The 21,991-nt window shown below is 51.5% G+C and carries 21 protein-coding genes and 2 tRNA genes; 18 read left to right on the top strand and 5 right to left on the bottom strand.

Annotated elements, in window-relative coordinates:
• Positions 1 to 16: 16 nt before the first annotated feature.
• Positions 17 to 289, bottom strand: a complete 273-nt coding sequence (sfsB, locus tag ACS0RQ_RS02980; RefSeq protein WP_039077464.1) for a DNA-binding transcriptional regulator SfsB — start codon at positions 287 to 289, stop codon at positions 17 to 19.
• A 209-nt stretch (positions 290 to 498) separates the two neighbouring features.
• On the bottom strand, positions 499 to 1,470 hold the full coding sequence (gene ispB / locus ACS0RQ_RS02985) for an octaprenyl diphosphate synthase (RefSeq protein ID WP_039077465.1): 972 nt from the start codon (positions 1,468 to 1,470) through the stop codon (positions 499 to 501).
• 258 nt (positions 1,471 to 1,728) lie between these two features.
• Here ispB and rplU point away from each other — a divergent pair, with 258 nt between their 5' ends.
• The 4 genes from rplU (at position 1,729) to cgtA (ending at position 4,561) form a co-directional block, all read left to right on the top strand.
• On the top strand, positions 1,729 to 2,040 hold the full coding sequence (gene rplU / locus ACS0RQ_RS02990; RefSeq protein WP_003025032.1) for a 50S ribosomal protein L21: 312 nt from the start codon (positions 1,729 to 1,731) through the stop codon (positions 2,038 to 2,040).
• Between the two features lie 20 nt (positions 2,041 to 2,060).
• On the top strand, positions 2,061 to 2,318 hold the full coding sequence (gene rpmA / locus ACS0RQ_RS02995; RefSeq protein ID WP_003861831.1) for a 50S ribosomal protein L27: 258 nt from the start codon (positions 2,061 to 2,063) through the stop codon (positions 2,316 to 2,318).
• Between the two features lie 95 nt (positions 2,319 to 2,413).
• A complete protein-coding gene (locus ACS0RQ_RS03000; RefSeq protein ID WP_271849911.1) occupies positions 2,414 to 3,379 on the top strand; it encodes a DMT family transporter in 966 nt (321 codons plus the stop codon).
• 15 nt (positions 3,380 to 3,394) lie between these two features.
• Positions 3,395 to 4,561 (top strand): Obg family GTPase CgtA, encoded by a 1,167-nt coding sequence (gene cgtA / locus ACS0RQ_RS03005; protein ID WP_271849912.1) that lies wholly within the window; start codon positions 3,395 to 3,397, stop codon positions 4,559 to 4,561.
• An 85-nt stretch (positions 4,562 to 4,646) separates the two neighbouring features.
• Here cgtA and dacB read toward each other — a convergent pair whose 3' ends face one another.
• Positions 4,647 to 6,080, bottom strand: a complete 1,434-nt coding sequence (gene dacB / locus ACS0RQ_RS03010) for a serine-type D-Ala-D-Ala carboxypeptidase (protein ID WP_039077468.1) — start codon at positions 6,078 to 6,080, stop codon at positions 4,647 to 4,649.
• 249 nt (positions 6,081 to 6,329) lie between these two features.
• Here dacB and greA point away from each other — a divergent pair, with 249 nt between their 5' ends.
• Positions 6,330 to 6,806, top strand: a complete 477-nt coding sequence (gene greA, locus ACS0RQ_RS03015; RefSeq protein WP_039077469.1) for a transcription elongation factor GreA — start codon at positions 6,330 to 6,332, stop codon at positions 6,804 to 6,806.
• Between the two features lie 153 nt (positions 6,807 to 6,959).
• Here greA and yhbY read toward each other — a convergent pair whose 3' ends face one another.
• A complete protein-coding gene (gene yhbY / locus ACS0RQ_RS03020) occupies positions 6,960 to 7,253 on the bottom strand; it encodes a ribosome assembly RNA-binding protein YhbY (RefSeq protein ID WP_039077470.1) in 294 nt (97 codons plus the stop codon).
• Between the two features lie 121 nt (positions 7,254 to 7,374).
• Here yhbY and rlmE point away from each other — a divergent pair, with 121 nt between their 5' ends.
• The 6 genes from rlmE to ACS0RQ_RS03050 all read left to right on the top strand — a co-directional run bounded on the left by rlmE (position 7,375) and on the right by ACS0RQ_RS03050 (position 12,933).
• Positions 7,375 to 8,004 carry a 23S rRNA (uridine(2552)-2'-O)-methyltransferase RlmE gene (gene rlmE / locus ACS0RQ_RS03025; protein WP_039077471.1) on the top strand — a complete coding sequence of 210 codons (630 nt, stop codon included), beginning with the start codon at positions 7,375 to 7,377 and terminating at the stop codon, positions 8,002 to 8,004.
• A 55-nt stretch (positions 8,005 to 8,059) separates the two neighbouring features.
• On the top strand, positions 8,060 to 9,991 hold the full coding sequence (gene ftsH / locus ACS0RQ_RS03030) for an ATP-dependent zinc metalloprotease FtsH (RefSeq protein WP_039077472.1): 1,932 nt from the start codon (positions 8,060 to 8,062) through the stop codon (positions 9,989 to 9,991).
• A gap of 100 nt (positions 9,992 to 10,091) precedes the next feature.
• Entirely contained in the window at positions 10,092 to 10,946 is an 855-nt protein-coding gene (gene folP, locus ACS0RQ_RS03035; RefSeq protein WP_271849913.1) for a dihydropteroate synthase, read from the top strand.
• Positions 10,939 to 12,276 carry a phosphoglucosamine mutase gene (gene glmM / locus ACS0RQ_RS03040; RefSeq protein ID WP_271849914.1) on the top strand — a complete coding sequence of 446 codons (1,338 nt, stop codon included), beginning with the start codon at positions 10,939 to 10,941 and terminating at the stop codon, positions 12,274 to 12,276. The genes folP and glmM overlap by 8 nt, the downstream gene beginning before the upstream one ends.
• Before the next feature lie 226 nt (positions 12,277 to 12,502).
• A complete protein-coding gene (secG, locus tag ACS0RQ_RS03045) occupies positions 12,503 to 12,835 on the top strand; it encodes a preprotein translocase subunit SecG (RefSeq protein WP_071194444.1) in 333 nt (110 codons plus the stop codon).
• 11 nt (positions 12,836 to 12,846) lie between these two features.
• Positions 12,847 to 12,933 (top strand) — tRNA-Leu (locus tag ACS0RQ_RS03050).
• Between the two features lie 182 nt (positions 12,934 to 13,115).
• Here ACS0RQ_RS03050 and argG read toward each other — a convergent pair.
• Positions 13,116 to 14,459: an argininosuccinate synthase gene (gene argG / locus ACS0RQ_RS03055; RefSeq protein WP_271849915.1), complete on the bottom strand. Its 1,344-nt coding sequence runs from the start codon at positions 14,457 to 14,459 to the stop codon at positions 13,116 to 13,118.
• Positions 14,460 to 14,838: 379 nt separating this feature from the next.
• On the opposite strand from argG, the gene ACS0RQ_RS03060 reads away from it, so the two are divergent.
• The 7 genes from ACS0RQ_RS03060 to rpsO all read left to right on the top strand — a co-directional run bounded on the left by ACS0RQ_RS03060 (position 14,839) and on the right by rpsO (position 21,809).
• Positions 14,839 to 14,915, top strand: a tRNA-Met gene (locus ACS0RQ_RS03060).
• 208 nt (positions 14,916 to 15,123) lie between these two features.
• Positions 15,124 to 15,576, top strand: coding sequence for a ribosome maturation factor RimP (gene rimP, locus ACS0RQ_RS03065; RefSeq protein ID WP_047373469.1), 453 nt, complete (start codon positions 15,124 to 15,126; stop codon positions 15,574 to 15,576).
• A gap of 28 nt (positions 15,577 to 15,604) precedes the next feature.
• Positions 15,605 to 17,092: a transcription termination factor NusA gene (gene nusA, locus ACS0RQ_RS03070; protein ID WP_039077477.1), complete on the top strand. Its 1,488-nt coding sequence runs from the start codon at positions 15,605 to 15,607 to the stop codon at positions 17,090 to 17,092.
• A gap of 24 nt (positions 17,093 to 17,116) precedes the next feature.
• Positions 17,117 to 19,831, top strand: a complete 2,715-nt coding sequence (gene infB, locus ACS0RQ_RS03075; RefSeq protein ID WP_039077478.1) for a translation initiation factor IF-2 — start codon at positions 17,117 to 17,119, stop codon at positions 19,829 to 19,831.
• Between the two features lie 212 nt (positions 19,832 to 20,043).
• Positions 20,044 to 20,448 carry a 30S ribosome-binding factor RbfA gene (gene rbfA, locus ACS0RQ_RS03080; RefSeq protein WP_039077479.1) on the top strand — a complete coding sequence of 135 codons (405 nt, stop codon included), beginning with the start codon at positions 20,044 to 20,046 and terminating at the stop codon, positions 20,446 to 20,448.
• The gene (gene truB / locus ACS0RQ_RS03085; protein ID WP_271849916.1) at positions 20,448 to 21,395 is read left to right on the top strand and encodes a tRNA pseudouridine(55) synthase TruB; all 948 of its coding nucleotides are present in this window, start codon (positions 20,448 to 20,450) and stop codon (positions 21,393 to 21,395) included. The genes rbfA and truB overlap by 1 nt, the downstream gene beginning before the upstream one ends.
• Before the next feature lie 144 nt (positions 21,396 to 21,539).
• Positions 21,540 to 21,809: a 30S ribosomal protein S15 gene (gene rpsO, locus ACS0RQ_RS03090; protein ID WP_004385056.1), complete on the top strand. Its 270-nt coding sequence runs from the start codon at positions 21,540 to 21,542 to the stop codon at positions 21,807 to 21,809.
• The last annotated feature ends 182 nt before the right edge of the window (positions 21,810 to 21,991 follow it).

Genomic DNA, 21,991 nt, shown 5'->3' on the forward strand with positions numbered 1-21,991 from the left:
AAGGGGGTTATCCTGTTTATTTTGGCTTCCTTTGCCGCATCATGCTGGTTCTGTCGATAAATTCATGGGTTACGGGATCGTGATAGCGCGATGGCCATATCACCCAGGGATCGGTATCCAGCGCGCGGGCAATGATGAGCTCTCCTTTTGGCCAGGAGCGTGTTAGCGCGTTCGCCAGCGTCGATGAACTCAAACCACACTTGCGTGATTCTGCGGCCAGTGATGTCCCTTTTTTATGCAGTCCGGCAATGATATCCGCCGGGTGCCAGTCAATGAATTTACTTTCCATTTTCTCTCCCTGGTGAAAGCCATTAAAACGTGATGGCAATATGTTGAGTACTTATCATGCTTATATAAGAGCTTTTGCTCTAAAAAGTTCAAGTAAGAACGATAGCTTTAAGAATTCACCAGGGCTGCAAAGCGTGGTTTTTTGAATGTAAATTGATTTTTATAGGAACTTAATGGCGCTTTCCCGTTGTTAGCGGGAAAGCGAGATGATCAGTGATCGCGCTGGACCGCGATATGGGCCAGGCCAATGAGGGCTTCGCGCCATGGGGAGTCCGGAAGAATCTGTAGAGCAGCGATAGCTTTATCCGCCTCTTCCTCAGCGCGACGACGCGTCCATTCCAGTGAACCACAGGCTGCCATAGCTTCCAGAACAGGTTCCAGAAGATGTCGTCCGTTGCCCTGCTCGATGGCTTCACGAATCATCTGTGCCTGCTCTGCAGTGCCATTGTGCATCGCATGCAACAAGGGGAGAGTCGGTTTACCTTCGTTGAGGTCATCGCCGGTGTTTTTACCCAGCGTTTCACCATCTGCACTGTAGTCCAGCAAATCATCGATGAGCTGGAAGGCAGTACCCAGATAGCGACCATAATCCTGCAACGCTTTTTCTTGTGCGTCACTGCAACCCGCCAGCAAACCAGAACACTGGGCTGCCGCTTCAAACAGACGCGCGGTCTTGCTGTAAATTACGCGCATGTAGTTCTCTTCGGTGATGTTCGGGTCATTGACATTCATCAGCTGCAGAACTTCACCTTCGGCTATTACATTCACCGCTTCGGACATGACTTCCAGTACTTTTAGCGAGCCAAGGCTGGTCATCATCTGAAAGGCGCGGGTGTAAATAAAATCACCGACCAGTACGCTGGCCGCGTTACCAAACGCAGCGTTAGCGGTGGCTTTGCCGCGGCGCATATCTGATTCATCCACAACATCGTCGTGGAGCAGCGTCGCCGTGTGGATAAATTCGATTAACGCGGCGATGGTCACATGCGCGTTGCCTTCGTAGCCAACGGCACGCGCTGCCAGTACGGCAATCATTGGACGGATACGTTTACCGCCGCCGCTAACAATGTAATAACCCAACTGGTTGATTAGCTGAACATCAGAGTTGAGCTGTTGCAGGATTGTCGCATTAACACCCGCCATATCTTGCGCGGTTAACTCATTGATTTTTTCTAAATTCATCGCAAAAGCCGGGCTTTCAGTCCTGTTTACCACATATCAAAATGGGATAACGAAGGGTTACGGGTTAGAATAGTATTGTTGATTGTACTGAAAAAACGCGCCAGATAAACGTTACCCTACGCATTGTGTTTTTTTTCTGCATGGATTGACGATCGCTCTTGTCAAAGGCTCGCGTTTTGCGTAATATTCGCGCCCTATTGTGAATATTTATAGCGCACTCTGAATCACACGATGATGTGCGCGGAAGCGGAGTTTTTTATGTACGCGGTTTTCCAAAGTGGTGGTAAACAACACCGAGTAAGCGAAGGTCAGACCGTTCGCCTGGAAAAGCTGGACATCGCAACTGGCGAATCTGTTGAATTCGCTGAAGTTCTGATGATCGCAAACGGTGAAGAAGTCAAAATCGGCGTTCCTTTCGTTGATGGCGGCGTAATCAAAGCTGAAGTTGTTGCTCACGGTCGTGGCGAGAAAGTTAAAATCGTTAAGTTTCGTCGTCGTAAACACTATCGTAAGCAACAGGGCCATCGTCAGTGGTTCACTGATGTGAAAATCACTGGCATCAGCGCCTAAGACCTGAGGAGTAGATTTAAATGGCACATAAAAAGGCTGGCGGCTCAACTCGTAACGGTCGCGATTCAGAAGCTAAACGCCTCGGCGTTAAGCGTTTCGGTGGCGAATCCGTTCTGGCGGGTAGCATCATCGTTCGTCAACGTGGCACCAAATTCCACGCTGGTACTAACGTAGGTTGCGGTCGTGACCACACTCTGTTTGCTAAAGCAGACGGTAAAGTGAAATTTGAAGTTAAAGGCCCGAACAACCGTAAATACATCAGCATCGTTGCTGAGTAAGTTTTTCGTGGTCCGGTAACGGATGAAAGCCCCGCAACACGTTGCGGGGCTTTTTACATTAGAAGTCCGGAAAAGTTTCTGTAGGGTAAACGGGCATGAAGCAGCAGGCTGGCATTGGTATCCTTTTGGCGCTCACCACCGCAATGTGTTGGGGGGCACTGCCAATTGCAATGAAACAGGTGCTGACAGTGATGGAACCCCCGACGGTAGTGTTTTATCGCTTTCTAATGGCGAGTATTGGTCTGGGGGCCATTCTGGCCGTTAAAGGCAAGCTTCCACCGCTGCGTATCTTTCGTAAGCCGCGCTGGCTGGTAATGCTGGCTATTGCGACGGGCGGTCTGTTCGGTAACTTCATCCTGTTTAGCTCTTCCCTGCAATATCTTAGCCCCACGGCGTCCCAGGTGATTGGTCAGCTTTCACCGGTCGGCATGATGGTAGCCAGCGTCTTTATCCTGAAAGAGAAGATGCGCGGGACGCAGGTGATAGGCGCAATTATGTTGCTTTGTGGGCTGGTCATGTTTTTCAATACCAGCCTGATAGAGATTTTTACCAAACTGACCGACTACACCTGGGGCGTTATTTTCGGTGTCGGGGCGGCAACGGTTTGGGTCAGTTATGGTGTCGCGCAAAAAGTATTATTGAGGCGTCTGGCTTCACAACAGATACTCTTTTTGCTGTACACTTTATGTACAATAGCGTTACTGCCGTTGGCCAGGCCCGGAGTGATTTCCCAGCTCAGCAACTGGCAACTTGCGTGTCTGTTTTTTTGTGGCCTGAATACACTGGTTGGCTATGGCGCACTGGCAGAAGCAATGGCGCGCTGGCAGGCCGCGCAGGTAAGCGCGCTCATCACCCTGACGCCGCTGTTTACGCTGTTGTTTTCAGATTTATTATCAATGGCCTGGCCCGATGTTTTCGCCAGACCGATGTTAAACCTTATCGGTTATCTCGGTGCGTTTGTCGTGGTTGCGGGAGCAATGTATTCCGCCATTGGCCATCGTCTTTGGGGACTCTGGCGCAAGCGTGAAGTGATTGTCACTTTGCCCCGCTCAGGCGAATGAGTTACGGAGAGTAAAATGAAGTTTGTTGATGAAGCGGTCATTCTGGTCGTGGCGGGTGACGGTGGTAACGGTTGTGTGAGCTTCCGTCGCGAAAAATACATTCCCAACGGTGGCCCGGATGGCGGTGACGGTGGTGATGGTGGCGACGTCTGGCTTGAAGCAGACGAGAACCTGAACACCCTGATTGACTACCGCTTTGAAAAATCTTTCCGCGCTGAACGTGGGCAGAACGGTCAAAGCCGTGACTGCACAGGTAAACGCGGTAAAGATGTGACGGTGAAAGTACCTGTGGGGACGCGTGTGATTGACCAGGGCACTGGCGAAACCATGGGCGATATGACCAAACACGGACAGCGTCTGATGGTGGCGAAAGGCGGCTGGCACGGTCTGGGTAATACCCGTTTCAAATCATCCGTTAACCGTACGCCGCGTCAGAAGACGATGGGTACGCCGGGTGATAAACGCGACCTCATGCTGGAGCTGATGCTGCTGGCGGATGTGGGGATGCTGGGTATGCCGAATGCGGGCAAATCGACGTTCATCCGTGCGGTTTCTGCGGCAAAACCTAAAGTGGCTGACTATCCGTTTACCACACTGGTGCCAAGCCTTGGCGTCGTGCGTATGGATAACGAAAAAAGCTTTGTTGTCGCGGACATCCCGGGGCTGATTGAAGGGGCATCCGAAGGCGCCGGTCTGGGCATTCGCTTCCTCAAGCATCTTGAGCGCTGCCGCGTATTGCTGCATCTGATCGATATCGATCCGATTGACGGCTCTGATCCGGTTGATAACGCGCGGATCATCATTGGCGAGCTGGAAAAATACAGCGAAAAACTGGCGGCTAAACCGCGTTGGCTGGTCTTCAATAAAATTGACCTGATGGACAAAGCCACAGCAGAAGCCAAAGCCAAAGAGATCGCCGAAGCATTGGGCTGGGAAGATAAATATTACCTTATCTCTGCGGCCAGTCAGCAAGGTGTTAAGGATCTCTGCTGGGATGTGATGACCTTTATCATCGAAAATCCGATCACTCAGGCGCAGGAAGAGAAGCAGCCAGAGAAAGTCGAGTTTATGTGGGACGATTACCACCGTCAGCAGCTTGAAGAAACTGAAGAAGACGATCTGGATGATGATGACTGGGATGAAGATGACGAAGAAGGCGTTGAGTTCATCTACAAGCACTGATTCTGCTACTTCCCCGCATGCGCAAGCCTGACGGGGCTACAGGCACTCTGAGCCGGGAAAGCGTTAACGCTACCCGGCTTTTTTATTAATTGTTCTGGTAGATGTCTTTGTACAGACGGCTTTCAAAGCGAACCAGTGGAATACGGCGGTTACGCTGATCGGCGGGTTCTACCGCATAACCTGACAGATATTGCACGAAGGCCATTCGCTGCCCACTGGCGGTAGTGATAAAGCCTGCCAGGTTGTAAACACCTTGCAGTGAACCTGTTTTGGCGGATACCTTGCCGTCCACACCAGCCTCATGCAGGCCCGCGCGATACTGCAATGAGCCATCATAGCCCGCAAGCGGTAGCATGGAGATGTAGTTAAGCTCGCTGTCATGCTGGGCAATATACTGGAGTACCTGCATCATGGTGGCAGGAGCAATCAGATTATGGCGCGACAGGCCGGAGCCATCCGCAATAATCGTGTTTCCGATATCCACACCGGCTTGCTGACGCAGAATTTGACGAACAGCATCAGAACCGGCGCGCCAGGTTCCCGGTACGCCAAAGTGGGCATGACCAATCATGCGGAAAACGGTATCGGCAATCATGTTGTCCGATTTTTTCAGCATGATTTTCAGCAAATCGTGCAAAGGAGCCGATTGCGTGCTGGCGATAACTGTACCAGGTTCGTTGACTTGGGTCTGGCGCAGCAGGGTCCCCGTATAGGTAATGCCAGCATCCTTAAGTTCTGCCTTGATTATGGCCCCCGCATAACTGGCGCCGTCCTGAATAGCAAAAGCCAGGGGAAGCGGGTCAGTACGTTGTGGCAGGCAACCGGTGAGCGTGAAGCGGTTTAAATCGCCTGGTACAACATCCAGTTCGCAGTATTGCCCTTCGGATGAGCCGCGTGCCAGCGTACGAACCTGGCTGAACATGTTCACGGGGTAGTACGATGCGACGCGGATATAGGCGAGGTCGCCGGGTTTCTGCGCGCTGTATAACGAAACAGAGAAACAGTTGCGGTCGACAATAGCGGCGGCGGGCGGGGCGCTGAAACACTGGGTCATGTCGTTCCATGGCCAGCCGGGGGCTTTGTCATGGCTGGCAAAAATCGATGTATCGATAAGAACATTACCCTCGATTTTTTGCACACCGGATTTTTTCAGGATTGCGACCATATTGCGGATATTCTGACGTTTTAACGTCGGATCGCCGCCAAATCTCGCCACTAAGTCCCCTTTCAACACACCATCGGTAACCGTACCTTTGCTCTCCAGCGTGGTGGTGAAACGGAAATCAGGGCCAAGCTGTAATAAAGCAGCCAGCGCGGTAATGACTTTTTGCGTACTCGCCGGTAAAGCCATTTGCTTGCCGTGATAATCAATGTCCGGTTCTTGTGCACCCACCTTTTGCACCATGAGGGCAAGGTTTGCGCCGTCCGGTAGTTGGTTAATGTACTCGTCGACATTCGCGGCCTGGGCATTCAGGGCTATACTTGTGGTCAATCCGATGAAAAATCTGGAAAATCGCATAATCTCGCGCTAACAACCTGGAAACAAGCCGTCATACTACGGCGCATCGACCCGGAAAGTAAACGATGACCCATAGTGAACTTCCGGGTAAAATGCGTATCAAATTGAAAAATTACTGCTGACCTGGGGCTTTGTCTCCGGGTCAGTTTTCTTTTGCTTCTGGTCGGGGGTTATGCGCCTGAATCCGGGCAGACATAGCAGCCGGGGCGGGAGACTGCTCCTTACAGGAATGTTTAAGAGGTATAACAAATGCAAGCTATTCCGATGACCTTACGTGGTGCCGAAAAACTGCGCGAAGAGCTGGATTTTTTGAAATCAGTGCGCCGCCCTGAAATTATTGCCGCGATCGCGGAAGCGCGTGAGCATGGTGACCTGAAAGAAAATGCGGAATACCATGCTGCCCGCGAACAGCAAGGCTTTTGTGAAGGGCGTATCAAAGATATCGAAGCGAAACTGTCCAACGCACAGGTTATCGATATCACTAAAATGCCGAACAATGGACGTGTGATTTTTGGTAGTACGGTAAGTGTGCTTAATCTGGATACCGAGGAAGAGCAAACTTATCGCATCGTGGGTGACGACGAAGCTGACTTTAAGCAGAATCTGATCTCCGTAAATTCTCCGATCGCGCGTGGTCTGATTGGTAAAGAGCAAGACGATGTGGTTGTCATTCGCACCCCGGGCGGTGATGTCGAATTCGAAATTATCAAAGTGGAATACCTCTGAATAATTTCGGTAACCGCAGTTGTTGACGTATTGTAAAGAAAAGAAAAAGGCCGCATTGCGGCCTTTTAACAACTCAGTGAGCATGGCATTTTGCTCGTCTGTTAGCGAAAACCCCTCGTTTTACACAGATTTTGTGTTCAATTAAGGATATTCTTAGCGCGGCAGCGAGATTTTGCGCTCTTTAGCAGGACGATAAAGCACCAGCGTTTTACCGATGACCTGTACGTTACAGGCGCCGGTTTCGCGTACAATAGCTTCCACGATCAAGGTCTTAGTCTCGCGGTCTTCGGTAGCGATTTTGACCTTGATAAGTTCATGGTGCTCTAACGCTTGTTCGATCTCGGCCAGTACCCCTTCGGTCAAACCATTATTGCCAAGCATAACTACAGGCTTGAGCGGATGTGCCAGACCTTTCAGGTGCTGTTTTTGTTTAGTACTCAGATTCATCGTATATTTTGCTTACGTTGGGATTGAAAACGGGTCATTCTACCGCCATCTCCCATATATCACCAAATCGCCGCGTGTAATTTTACGTTGCTGTATACGATGAACCCAGACGGAATGTGAAATGACAGGTAAGAAGCGTTCTGCCAGCTCGAGTCGCTGGCTACAGGAACACTTTAGCGATAAATATGTTCAACAGGCGCAGAAAAAAGGGTTGCGTTCCCGTGCCTGGTTTAAACTTGATGAAATACAGCAAAGTGACAAACTTTTTAAGCCGGGAATGACGGTTGTCGATCTCGGTGCTGCTCCAGGTGGCTGGTCGCAATATGCGGTCACGCAAATCGGGGGCACAGGCCGTATCATCGCGTGTGATCTTTTACCTATGGATCCAATCGTTGGTGTGGACTTTCTTCAGGGTGACTTTCGTGATGAATTAGTCCTGAAAGCATTACTGGATCGAGTCGGGGACAGTAAAGTACAAGTTGTCATGTCAGATATGGCACCAAACATGAGCGGAACTCCAGCAGTTGATATTCCCCGCTCTATGTACCTGGTGGAACTGGCGCTGCAGATGTGCCGGGATGTGTTAGCGCCTGGTGGTGGTTTTGTTGTGAAAGTCTTTCAGGGCGAAGGTTTCGATGAGTACCTTAGGGAAATTCGCTCTCTGTTTACGAAAGTGAAAGTTCGTAAGCCGGACTCTTCCCGTGCCCGTTCACGAGAAGTGTACATTGTAGCGACCGGGCGAAAACTATAGTAACCTGACGCTGTTTTTAACACAGTTGTAATATGAGGTTAATCCCTTGAGTGACATGGCGAAAAACCTAATACTCTGGCTGGTCATTGCCGTTGTGCTGATGTCAGTATTCCAGAGCTTTGGGCCCAGCGAGTCTAATGGCCGTAAGGTGGATTATTCTACCTTCCTGCAGGAGGTCAATCAGGACCAGGTTCGCGAAGCGCGTATCAACGGACGTGAGATCAACGTTACCAAGAAAGATAGTAACCGTTACACGACTTACATCCCGGTGAACGATCCGAAACTGCTTGATAACCTGCTGACTAAAAACGTCAAAGTGGTTGGCGAGCCGCCGGAAGAACCGAGCCTGCTGGCTTCAATCTTTATTTCCTGGTTCCCGATGCTGTTGCTGATTGGGGTCTGGATATTCTTTATGCGCCAAATGCAGGGCGGCGGTGGCAAAGGCGCCATGTCGTTCGGTAAAAGCAAAGCGCGAATGTTGACGGAAGATCAGATCAAAACCACTTTTGCCGATGTCGCAGGCTGTGACGAAGCGAAAGAAGAAGTGGGTGAACTGGTTGAGTACCTGCGTGAGCCGAGCCGCTTCCAGAAGCTGGGCGGTAAAATCCCGAAAGGCGTCCTGATGGTCGGCCCTCCGGGTACCGGTAAAACGCTGCTCGCAAAAGCTATCGCGGGTGAAGCGAAGGTTCCCTTCTTTACCATTTCCGGTTCTGACTTTGTGGAAATGTTCGTTGGTGTTGGCGCATCCCGTGTGCGTGACATGTTCGAACAAGCCAAAAAAGCGGCACCATGCATTATCTTCATCGATGAAATCGACGCCGTCGGTCGCCAGCGTGGCGCTGGCTTAGGCGGTGGTCACGATGAACGCGAGCAGACGCTGAACCAGATGTTGGTTGAGATGGATGGTTTCGAAGGTAACGAAGGTATCATCGTTATTGCTGCGACTAACCGTCCGGACGTTCTTGACCCTGCGCTGTTGCGTCCGGGCCGCTTTGACCGCCAGGTCGTTGTGGGTCTGCCGGATGTTCGCGGTCGTGAGCAAATCCTGAAAGTGCATATGCGTCGCGTACCGCTCTCTCCGGATATTGATGCGGCAATTATCGCGCGTGGTACACCAGGCTTCTCCGGTGCTGATCTGGCGAACCTGGTGAACGAGGCAGCGCTGTTTGCTGCTCGTGGCAACAAGCGCGTCGTTTCAATGGTTGAGTTCGAAAAAGCGAAAGACAAAATCATGATGGGTGCGGAACGCCGCTCCATGGTGATGACGGAAGCGCAGAAAGAATCTACCGCTTACCACGAGGCGGGCCATGCGATTATTGGTCGTCTGGTGCCGGAACACGATCCGGTGCATAAAGTGACGATTATTCCGCGCGGTCGTGCGCTGGGTGTGACCTTCTTCCTGCCTGAGGGTGACGCAATCAGCGCCAGCCGTCAGAAGCTGGAAAGCCAGATCTCCACGCTGTACGGCGGTCGTTTGGCAGAAGAGATCATCTACGGCGTTGAACATGTTTCTACCGGCGCGTCGAACGACATTAAAGTCGCGACCAACCTGGCACGCAACATGGTGACGCAGTGGGGCTTCTCTGACAAACTCGGTCCGTTGCTGTACGCCGAAGAAGAAGGTGAAGTATTCCTCGGCCGTAGCGTCGCGAAAGCCAAACATATGTCCGATGAGACCGCGCGTATCATCGACCAGGAAGTGAAATCGCTGATTGAACGTAATTACAATCGTGCGCGTCAGCTCCTGAATGAAAACATGGACATCCTGCACGCGATGAAAGATGCGCTCATGAAATATGAGACCATCGACGCGCCGCAGATTGATGATCTGATGGCTCGCCGTGATGTTCGCCCGCCTGCTGGCTGGGAAGAACCAGGCACCAACAATTCTGACAGCAATGGCACTCCGCGTGCACCGCGTCCGGTAGATGAACCGCGTACGCCGAACCCGGGTAACACGATGTCTGAACAGTTGGGCGACAAGTAAGTTTTTTATTGTCGATAATGTGTTCTTTTGCTGAAACCCTGGGGCTTGCTCCGGGGTTTTTCTTTTTTGCACAACTAAATATTCAAAAAGGTTTTACGTCATGAAATTGCATGCCCAGGGCACCACCCTCGATCTTTCTCATCCGCATGTGATGGGAATTCTCAATGTAACGCCGGATTCTTTTTCCGATGGCGGAACGCATAACACGTTGGTCGAGGCGGTCAGGCATGCCAATCTGATGATTAATGCTGGCGCAACGATTGTAGATGTCGGTGGCGAATCTACGCGTCCGGGGGCGGCAGATGTCAGTGTAGAGGAAGAGCTCGAGCGCGTTATTCCGGTCGTCGAAGCGATAGCGCAGCGCTTTGAAGTGTGGATTTCTGTCGACACCTCTAAACCCGACGTTATCCGTGAGTCGGCAAGAGTAGGGGCGCATATCATCAATGATATCCGTTCGCTGACTGAACCCGGCGCGCTGGAAGCCGCTGCAGAAACAGGTTTGCCTGTTTGCCTGATGCATATGCAGGGCCAACCAAAAACGATGCAGGAAGCACCTAAGTATGATGACGTATTTACGGATGTGCACAGCTTCTTTATAAATCATATTGCCCGTTGCGAGCGGGCAGGTATCTCAAAAGAGAAATTGTTACTCGACCCTGGATTTGGTTTCGGTAAAAATCTCTCACACAACTACGCGCTCCTCGCCCGCCTGGCGGAGTTTCATCATTTTAACCTGCCTCTGTTGGTAGGAATGTCGCGTAAATCGATGGTTGGCCAGTTACTGAATGTTGGCCCGAACGAAAGATTGAGTGGTAGCCTGGCATGTGCGGTGATTGCCGCCATGCAAGGTGCGCACATTATTCGTGTCCACGATGTAAAAGAAACGGTTGAAGCCATGCGGGTGGTGGAAGCCACACTGTCAGCGTCAGCGAAGGAAAACAAACGCTATGAGTAATCGTAAATATTTTGGCACCGATGGCATCCGTGGTCGCGTTGGTGATGCGCCAATTACCCCTGACTTTGTGCTTAAGCTGGGCTGGGCGGCTGGTAAGGTGCTGGCCCGTCATGGCTCACGCAAAATTATTATTGGCAAAGACACCCGAATTTCCGGATATATGCTGGAATCTGCACTCGAAGCGGGTCTCGCTGCTGCGGGATTATCAGCCTCTTTTACCGGGCCGATGCCCACTCCCGCAGTGGCATACCTGACCCGTACGTTTCGTGCGGAGGCGGGGATTGTCATCTCCGCATCACATAACCCTTTCTATGACAACGGCATTAAGTTCTTTTCTATCGACGGTACCAAGCTACCGGACGCGGTAGAAGAAGCCATTGAAGCTGAAATGGAGAAAGAACTGACCTGCGTGGATTCTGCAGAGCTGGGGAAAGCCAGCCGTATTGTGGATGCCGCTGGCCGTTATATCGAATTTTGCAAAGCCACATTCCCGAACGAGCTCAGCCTGAACACGCTTAAAATCGTTGTGGACTGCGCGAATGGCGCTACCTACCACATTGCCCCGAGTGTCTTCCGTGAGCTGGGGGCGAAAGTGATCGCAATGGGTTGCGAGCCTGATGGCGTCAACATTAATGAAAACTGCGGCGCAACGGATGTCCGGGCATTGCAGCAACGCGTCCTGAATGAAAAAGCAGATTTAGGCATCGCTTTTGATGGCGACGGTGACCGCGTGATCATGGTTGACCACGAAGGCAACAAAGTCGATGGTGACCAAATTCTCTATATCATCGCTCGCGAAGCCCTGCGTCAGGGCCAACTGCGCGGCGGCGCTGTCGGTACACTGATGAGCAATATGGGGCTGGAGCTGGCGCTCAAACAGCTCGGTATTCCGTTTGCACGTGCGAAAGTGGGCGACCGCTATGTCCTGGAGAAATTGCAGGAGAAAGGTTGGCGCCTTGGTGCGGAGAATTCGGGCCACGTCATTCTGCTGGACAAAACCACGACAGGCGATGGCATTGTCGCGGGCTTGCAGGTTGTGGCGGCGATGGTGCGTAATCATATGAGTCTGCATGATTTGTGCAGCGGTATGACAATGTTCCCTCAGGTACTGGTGAATGTGCGTTATACCTCCAGTGATATTGATCCGCTTGAAAATGAGCAGGTTAAAAGCGTGACCGCGGAGGTTGAAGCGGCACTGGGGAATCGAGGCCGCGTGCTGTTGCGTAAATCCGGCACTGAACCACTGATTCGCGTCATGGTGGAAGGCGAGGTTGAAGAGCACGTTGTCGCGTTTGCCAACCGTATCGCCGATGCGGTTAAAGCGGTTTAACGGTCATTAAGTGTCTAAAAAGGCGGCGTTTGCTGCCTTTTTAATGCGCGGCATCTCCATTTTTGCTGTTTTTTTCCTCACTTGATAAAATGCGATTAAAATGGCCTTGCGAAGGTGATTCGCTTTGGTTAGTATTCACACCCGCTTCAGTGGGAAACATTAACAACCCCACTTTTATTGGTTTGAAGCATTGGCATGCGGCAACCCCGCAAGGAACAGGTTGATTATGTACGAAGCTCTTTTAGTTGTTTTCCTTATTGTGGCAATTGGCCTTGTTGGTTTGATCATGCTGCAGCAAGGTAAAGGCGCTGATATGGGAGCCTCATTTGGCGCAGGCGCTTCTGCAACGTTGTTCGGTTCAAGTGGTTCTGGTAACTTCATGACCCGTATGACCGCTGTGTTGGCGACACTGTTCTTCATCATCAGTCTGGTGCTGGGTAACATTAATACCAACAAAACCAATAAAGGAAGTGAGTGGGAAAGACTGAGTGCTCCGGCTCAAACTGAGCAGACTCAGCCAGCAGCTCCGGCGCAGCCGAGCAGCGATATCCCGAAATAAGAAGTCGTCGTACCGAGGTGGTGGAATTGGTAGACACGCTACCTTGAGGTGGTAGTGCCCTAACGGGCTTGTGGGTTCGAGTCCCATCCTCGGTACCAATATTCCGAAAGAAAGACGCTAATAAGCGTCTTTTTTTTCGTCTGTAGAAAAGTCCATGCACCTGAATGTATGTGACTCGGACACGGGTTGATGGCTATCGTCTCCACGGCGTGATGTTACTGCATAAATGCGTGGCATAAAAAAAGCCGCTTTCGCGGCTTTTCTCATTTTTGATCAGCGCTTATTTAGCTTTTTTTTCCAGATTTTCTACCTGCGGCAGACCTGTCGCAGAAGAGGATGAAAGAAGACCGGACTGCGCATAACCGAACAGTTTTTCACGTGTATCGGTAATGTCCAGGTTACGCATTGTCAGCTGACCAATACGATCATCCGGAGAGAACACGGAATCACCTTTCTCCATGGTCAGACGTTCTGGCTTATAAGTCAGGTTATCAGACACAGTATTCAGGATGGAGTAGTCGTTACCGCGACGCAGTTCCAGCGTCACTTCGCCCGTAATCTGGCTTGCAACCCAGCGTTGCAGACCGTCACGCAGCATCAGTGCCTGGGAGTCGAACCAGCGACCCTGATACAGCAAGCGACCCAACTGACGACCATGCGCATGATACTGCTCAATAGTGTCTTCGTTGTGAATACCGGTCAGCAGACGCTCATAGGCGATATGCAGCAATGCCATCCCCGGCGCTTCATAGATGCCGCGGCTTTTCGCTTCGATGATACGGTTTTCAATCTGGTCGCTCATGCCCAGACCGTGACGACCACCGATCCGGTTAGCTTCCATCATTAGCTCAACGTCATCGCTAAACGTTTTACCGTTCAGGGCAACCGGATGGCCTTGCTCAAAACGTACGGTCACTTCTTCTGCCGGGATTTTTACATTTTCATCCCAGAACTTAACACCCATGATCGGGTTTACGATCTTCACACTGGAGTTCAGGAATTCGAGGTCCTTCGCTTCATGCGTTGCGCCGAGCATGTTCGAGTCGGTGGAATACGCTTTTTCCACGGACATTTTGTAGTCGAAACCACAGGCGATCATGAATTCGGACATTTCCTGACGGCCGCCCAGCTCATCAATAAAATCGGTGTCCAGCCACGGCTTATAGATTTTCAGCTCGGCGTTGGTCAACAGGCCATAACGATAGAAGCGCTCAATATCATTACCTTTATAGGTACTGCCATCGCCCCAGATGTTAACGCCATCTTCTTTCATTGCAGCAACGAGCATGGTACCGGTTACCGCACGACCGAGCGGGGTGGTGTTGAAGTAGGTCAGGCCGCCCGTTGTGTTATGAAACGCACCGCATTGAATTGCGGCAATGCCTTCGGCAACCAGCTGCTTACGGCAGTCGATCAGGCGGGCATTCTCCGCGCCATATTCCTTTGCACGACGAGGAATTGCGTCATAGTCGTCCTCGTCCGGTTGACCCAGATTCGCAGTGTATGCGTAAGGAACGGCACCTTTTTTGCGCATCCACAGCAATGCCGCGCTGGTATCCAGGCCCCCGGAGAAGGCGATACCAATACGTTGACCAACCGGAAGATGCTTGAGAATCGTCGTCATAAAATAAATCCCTGCTTAATATACCTATGGTGAGAGACTTAACAGCCACGCCATGATGTTTAATACCATTCACCGTTGTTACGATAGTGAATGGTTATGCAAAATAAATGAGTTTTCATTTAAACATCTTTTGGCGATGACAGGAAGAGAAGAGTGCAATTTTCATCGCAATAATGGCTGATAATGCCCTCTGAAAATGCATCCGCCATTGCGCATGATAATACAAGTCCGGGCGCATAAAAGGCAAACCTGTCAGGGTTGACAGATAGTTATGTTTATCAATATAATGTACGCAGATTATACGTCCCGTCTTCGGTACCAAATCCCAGCATTATTTGCAAATCTTCTGCTAACCGAGTAGAATTTGCCACGTTTCAGGCGCGGGGTGGAGCAGCCTGGTAGCTCGTCGGGCTCATAACCCGAAGGTCGTCGGTTCAAATCCGGCCCCCGCAACCACTTTCCCTAAGTGTTCTTTTTCAAATATACTATGAAGACTTAACGCCTTCGTCGCTGGATTTGAAAAAAATACTCCCGGAAGGTTCTCCAGGCCGCAGTTGCGGCTATAGGGTTCAGTTATTTAAAGCCCCGATTTATCGGGGTTTTTTGTTATCTGACTACGGAATAACTGGGCTTTACGCCCTTTTTTTATGTCTTGGGGGTGGGCTTGTCCACATTAGAGCAAAAATTAACAGAGATGATCACAGCACCGGTTGAAGCACTGGGCTACGAGCTGGTTGGTATTGAATTTGTGCGTGGTCGCACATCTACACTGCGCATCTATATTGATAGTGAAGATGGCATCAATGTTGATGATTGTGCCGATGTCAGCCATCAGGTCAGTGCGGTGATGGATGTTGAAGATCCTATTACCGTTGCTTATAACCTGGAAGTGTCCTCACCAGGCCTTGATCGTCCCTTATTTACAGCGGAACACTACGCGCGTTTTACGGGTGAAGAGGTGTCGCTGGTCTTGCGTATGGCGGTACAGAACCGTCGCAAATGGCAAGGCGTTATCAAAGGTGTCGATGGCGAGATGATCACCGTTACGGTCGAAGGTAAAGATGAAGTGTTCGCATTGAGCAACATTCAGAAAGCGAACCTGGTCCCCCACTTTTAACAGTCTGGATTGAGGTGAAAGGCCCCCGATGAATAAAGAAATTTTGGCTGTTGTTGAAGCTGTTTCTAACGAAAAAGCGCTGCCGCGTGAAAAAATCTTCGAAGCGCTGGAAAGTGCTCTGGCTACAGCAACCAAGAAAAAATACGAGCAAGAGATTGATGTCCGCGTAGAGATCGATCGTAAGAGCGGTGATTTCGATACGTTCCGCCGTTGGGTTGTGGTCGAAGAAGTTACCCAGCCGACGCGCGAAATTACGCTGGAAGCGGCTCGCTTCGAAGACGAAAGCATGAATGTTGGTGATTTTGTTGAAGACCAGATTGAATCTGTCACCTTTGACCGTATTACCACCCAAACGGCAAAACAGGTTATCGTGCAGAAAGTGCGCGAAGCTGAACGTGCAATGGTTGTTGACCAGTTCCGTGAGCATGAAGGCGAGATCATCACGGGTGTGGTGAAGAAAGTGAACCGCGACAACATCACGCTTGATCTGGGAAGCAATGCCGAAGCGGTCATTCTGCGTGAAGACATGCTGCCGCGTGAAAACTTCCGTCCGGGCGACCGTATTCGTGGCGTGCTCTACGCTGTACGTCCCGAAGCGCGTGGCGCACAGTTGTTCGTGACGCGTTCCAAACCTGAGATGCTGATCGAACTGTTCCGCATTGAAGTACCGGAAATCGGCGAAGAAGTTATCGAAATCAAAGCGGCTGCTCGCGATCCTGGTTCTCGCGCAAAAATCGCTGTGAAAACCAACGACAAACGTATTGACCCGGTCGGTGCGTGTGTAGGGATGCGTGGCGCACGTGTTCAGGCAGTATCAACCGAACTGGGCGGCGAGCGAATCGATATCGTCCTGTGGGATGATAACCCGGCGCAGTTCGTTATTAACGCCATGGCACCTGCTGATGTTGCTTCTATCGTTGTTGATGAAGACAAGCACACCATGGATATCGCCGTTGAAGCCGGTAACCTGGCTCAGGCGATTGGCCGTAATGGCCAGAACGTTCGTCTGGCTTCGCAGCTGAGCGGCTGGGAACTCAACGTGATGACCGTTGAAGACCTGCAGGCGAAGCATCAGGCAGAAGCCCATGCAGCGATCGACACCTTCACTCGCTACCTCGACATTGACGAAGACTTCGCCACTGTTCTGGTTGAAGAAGGTTTCTCTACGCTGGAAGAACTGGCCTATGTGCCAATGAAAGAGCTGCTGGAAATCGACGGTCTGGATGAAGATACCGTTGAAGCCCTGCGTGAACGCGCGAAAAATGCCCTGACCACCCTGGCTCTGGCGCAGGAAGAAAGCATCGGTAATAAAGAACCGGCTGAAGACCTGCTGAACCTGGAAGGTTTGGATCGTGCGTTGGCGTTTAAACTGGCAGCCCGCGGTGTTTGTACGCTGGAAGATCTCGCCGACCAGGGCGTAGATGACCTGAGCGATATCGACGGTTTGACCGACGAGAAAGCCGGGGAGCTCATCATGGCCGCACGTAATATTTGCTGGTTTGGTGGCGAAGCGTAATAAACTGTAGCAGGAAGGAACAGCATGACAGATGTAACCGTAAAAACGCTGGCCGCTGAGATTCAGACCTCTGTGGACCGCCTGGTACAGCAATTTGCTGATGCAGGGATCCGTAAGTCCGCTGAAGACTCAGTGACGGCACAAGAAAAACAGACGCTGTTAGCGCATCTGAACCGCGAACACGGCTCAGGTCCTGACAAGCTGACGTTGCAGCGCAAGACGCGTAGCACATTAAGCATTCAGGGCACCGGTGGGAAAAGTAAATCGGTGCAGATCGAAGTCCGTAAAAAACGCACCTTTGTAAAACGCGATCCACAAGAGGCAGAACGTCTCGCAGCGGAAGAAGAGGCGAAGCGTGAAGCGGAGGATAAGGCCCGTCGTGAAGCAGAGGAAGCTGCTAAGCGCGAAGCCGAGGAAAAAGCCAAACGTGATGCCGAAGAAAGAGCGAAGCGTGAAGCGGATGAAAAAGCCAAACGCGAGTCTGCTGATAAAGCAAAACGTGAAGCTGCGGAAAATAGCAAAGTGAGCAACCAACAATCTGACGAAATGACCAGGACAGCCCAGGGTGAAAAAGCCCGTCGTGAAGCTGAAGCGCAAGATCTTAAGCGCAAAGCGGAAGAGGAGGCTCGTCGTAAGCTGGAAGAAAATGCGCGTCGCGTAGCGGAAGAAGCTCGTCGCATGGCTGAGGAAAACGAATCCCGTTGGAATGCCAGCAGCGATAAAGAAGAAGAAAGCAGCGACTATCATGTAACCACTTCTCACCATGCACGCCAGGCTGAGGACGATAGCGACCGCGAAGTTGAAGGTGGTCGTGGTCGTGGTCGTAACGCGAAAGCGGCACGCCCAGCGAAAAAAGGCAACAAGCATGCCGAAAGCAAAGCCGATCGTGAAGAAGCCCGTGCGGCCATTCGCGGTGGTAAAGGCGGCAAACAGCGTAAAGGTTCTGCGCTGCAACAGAGCTTCCAGAAGCCTGCGCAGGCAGTTAACCGTGACGTTGTGATCGGTGAAACGCTGACCGTTGGTGAGCTGGCTAACAAAATGGCGGTGAAAGGCTCTCAGGTCATCAAAGCGATGATGAAACTGGGCGCAATGGCCACCATCAACCAGGTTATCGACCAGGAAACCGCACAGCTTGTAGCCGAAGAAATGGGCCACAAAGTTATCCTCCGTCGTGAAAACGAACTGGAAGAAGCGGTAATGAGCGACCGTGATACGGGGGCTGCGGCTGAACCGCGTGCGCCGGTTGTGACCATCATGGGTCACGTTGACCACGGTAAAACCTCTCTGCTGGACTACATTCGTTCAACGAAAGTAGCCTCAGGTGAAGCGGGCGGCATTACCCAGCACATCGGTGCATACCACGTCGAAACCGAAAACGGCATGATCACCTTCCTGGATACCCCGGGCCACGCCGCGTTTACCGCGATGCGTGCACGTGGTGCGCAGGCAACGGATATCGTGGTTCTGGTTGTGGCTGCTGACGATGGCGTGATGCCGCAAACAATCGAAGCTATCCAGCACGCAAAAGCGGCGCAGGTACCGGTTGTTGTTGCAGTGAACAAAATCGATAAGCCAGAAGCGGATCCGGATCGCGTTAAGAATGAATTGTCCCAGTACGGCATTATGCCGGAAGAGTGGGGCGGCGAAAGCCAGTTCGTTCATGTATCTGCAAAAGCGGGTACCGGTATCGACGAACTGCTCGACGCTATCCTGCTGCAGGCTGAGGTTCTTGAGCTGAAAGCTATCCGTACCGGTATGGCGAGCGGTGTTGTGATCGAATCCTTCCTGGATAAAGGTCGTGGCCCGGTTGCTTCCGTTCTGGTACGCGAAGGTACTCTGCACAAAGGCGATATCGTTCTGTGTGGCTTTGAATATGGCCGCGTACGTGCGATGCGTGATGAGCTTGGTCGTGAAGTTAGCGAAGCGGGTCCCTCTATTCCGGTTGAAATCCTCGGCCTGTCTGGTGTTCCGGCAGCGGGTGATGAAGCGACGGTTGTTCGCGACGAGAAGAAAGCGCGTGAAGTTGCACTGTATCGTCAGGGTAAATTCCGTGAAGTCAAACTGGCGCGTCAGCAGAAATCCAAACTGGAAAATATGTTCGCCAACATGACCGAAGGCGAAGTCCACGAAGTGAACGTCGTTCTGAAAGCGGACGTTCAGGGTTCTGTGGAAGCGATCACCGATTCTCTGCTGAAACTGTCTACTGACGAAGTGAAAGTGAAGATCGTAGGTTCCGGTGTTGGTGGTATCACCGAAACCGATGCTACCCTTGCAACGGCTTCGAATGCCATTCTGGTTGGCTTTAACGTTCGTGCCGACGCCTCAGCGCGCCGCGTGATCGAAGCCGAAGGTCTGGATCTGCGTTACTACTCCGTCATCTATAACCTGATCGACGAAGTGAAAGCAGCGATGAGCGGCATGCTGTCTCCGGAACTGAAACAGCAGATCATTGGTCTGGCTGAAGTTCGTGACGTGTTCAAATCACCGAAATTCGGTGCGATCGCGGGCTGTATGGTTACCGAAGGCACGATTAAACGTCACAACCCAATCCGCGTCCTGCGTGACAACGTGGTTATCTATGAAGGCGAGCTGGAATCCCTGCGCCGCTTCAAAGATGACGTTAACGAAGTCCGTAACGGCATGGAATGTGGTATCGGCGTTAAGAACTACAACGACGTTCGCGTTGGCGATATGATCGAAGTGTTCGAAATTATCGAGATCCAACGTAGCATCGATTAATTTTCGTCGGCTTTTGGGCCGTCGCTGTGTTGGTTACGTTCACTCACCCCGGTCACATAGTTATCTATGCTCCCGGGGATTGATGAGCGTGCCGCCTTGCCGGATTCCCAAAACCTTAGAAGATTGATTAGTGTAGACCGGGGAAGCGCAGCGCCACCCGGTATGAATTTCAAAAGGGGCTATAAGCCCCTTTTTTGTCTGGAGAATTTATTATGGCGAAAGAATTTGGTCGCCCACAGCGCGTAGCCCAGGAGATGCAGAAAGAAATTGCCATCATCCTGCAGCGCGAAATTAAAGACCCGCGTGTTGGCATGATGACGACTGTATCGGGCGTTGAAGTCTCTCGCGATCTGGCCTATGCCAAAGTGTTTGTGACCTTCCTGAACGACAAAGATGAAGCCGCCGTTAAAGCGGGTATCAAAGCGCTGCAGGAAGCATCCGGTTTCATCCGTACGCTGCTCGGCAAAGCTATGCGCCTGCGTATCGTGCCGGAACTGACCTTCTTCTACGACAACTCACTGGTGGAAGGGATGCGTATGTCTAACCTCGTCACCAGCGTGGTGAAACATGACGATGAACGTCGTGTGAACCCAACGGACGACAGCAAGGAGGACTGATGAGTCGTCCTCGTCGTCGCGGTCGCGATGTGCACGGCGTGCTGTTGCTGGACAAACCGCAAGGTGCATCCAGCAATGATGTACTGCAAAAAGTTAAACGTCTATTTAATGCCAATCGCGCCGGGCATACTGGCGCGTTGGATCCTCTGGCCACGGGTATGCTACCGGTTTGTCTGGGGGAGGCGACAAAGTTCTCCCAGTATCTGCTGGATTCTGACAAGCGTTACCGTGTGATTGCGAAGCTGGGCCAGCGCACCGATACCTCCGATGCTGATGGTCAAATCGTCGAAGAGCGTCCGGTCGATTTTAGCGCTGAGCAACTGGCTGCCGCGCTGGAGACCTTTCGTGGCGATATCGAACAAATACCCTCAATGTATTCTGCACTGAAATATCAGGGCAAAAAGCTGTATGAATACGCGCGCCAGGGTATCGAAGTTCCACGTGAAGCCCGACCTATTACGGTGTATGAACTGTTATTCATCCGCCACGAAGGCGATGAACTGGAACTGGAAGTTCACTGCTCGAAAGGCACCTATATTCGTACAATTGTTGACGATCTGGGTGAGAAACTGGGCTGTGGCGCACATGTGATTTATCTGCGCCGTCTGGCGGTGAGTAAATATCCTGCTGAGCGAATGGTGACGCTGGAACAATTGCATGACCTGGTCGCGCAAGCTGAGCAGCGTGATATCCCGGCGGCTCAATTACTCGATCCGTTGTTAATGCCAATGGATAGCCCGGCAGCTGACTACCCTGTTGTTAACCTTCCGTTGGCTTCGTCGGTTTACTTCCGCAACGGTAATCCTGTGCGAACCACCGGTGTGCCGCATGAAGGTCTGGTGCGTGTCACTGAAGGTGAAGAGGCGAAATTTATCGGTATGGGCGAAATGGATGACGAAGGGCGTGTTGCTCCGCGTCGTCTGGTGGTTGAGTACCCGCCAGTCTAAGCCTCGTCTTGCGATAACCAGCCACTGAGAGTAGAATATTGGCGCTTAATGCCGGGTCAATTGTTTAACAATATCTGGTATTAATTCCGGGGTTGCTGAATTAGAGATCGGCACCCTCTCATTTTTTTATCACTGGAGTACAAAATGTCTCTAAGCGTTGAAGCTAAAGCAAAAATCGTTTCTGAGTTTGGTCGTGGCGAAAACGACAGCGGTTCTACCGAAGTTCAGGTTGCACTGCTGACTGCACAGATCAACCACCTGCAGGGCCACTTTGCAGAGCACAAAAAAGATCACCACAGCCGTCGTGGTCTGCTGCGTATGGTTTCTCAGCGTCGTAAACTGCTCGACTACCTGAAACGTAAAGATGTTGCACGCTACACCGCGCTGATCGAGCGTCTGGGTCTGCGTCGCTAATTCTTGCGAGTTTCAAGAAAGGGGCCGTAAGGCCCCTTTTTTCAACCAGACGGCAGTAATTAACAGTACAATAATGTATTGTTGCTATGAATGATCTTCGTTGCAGAGGTTCGCGCGGCTAATGAGAGGCTTTACCCACAAGAGCGGGGTTAGGGTTGTCATTAGTCGCGAGGATGCAGGAA

The organism is Phytobacter diazotrophicus (assembly GCF_052061655.1).
In the GTDB taxonomy this organism is placed as follows: Bacteria; Pseudomonadota; Gammaproteobacteria; order Enterobacterales; family Enterobacteriaceae; genus Phytobacter; species Phytobacter diazotrophicus.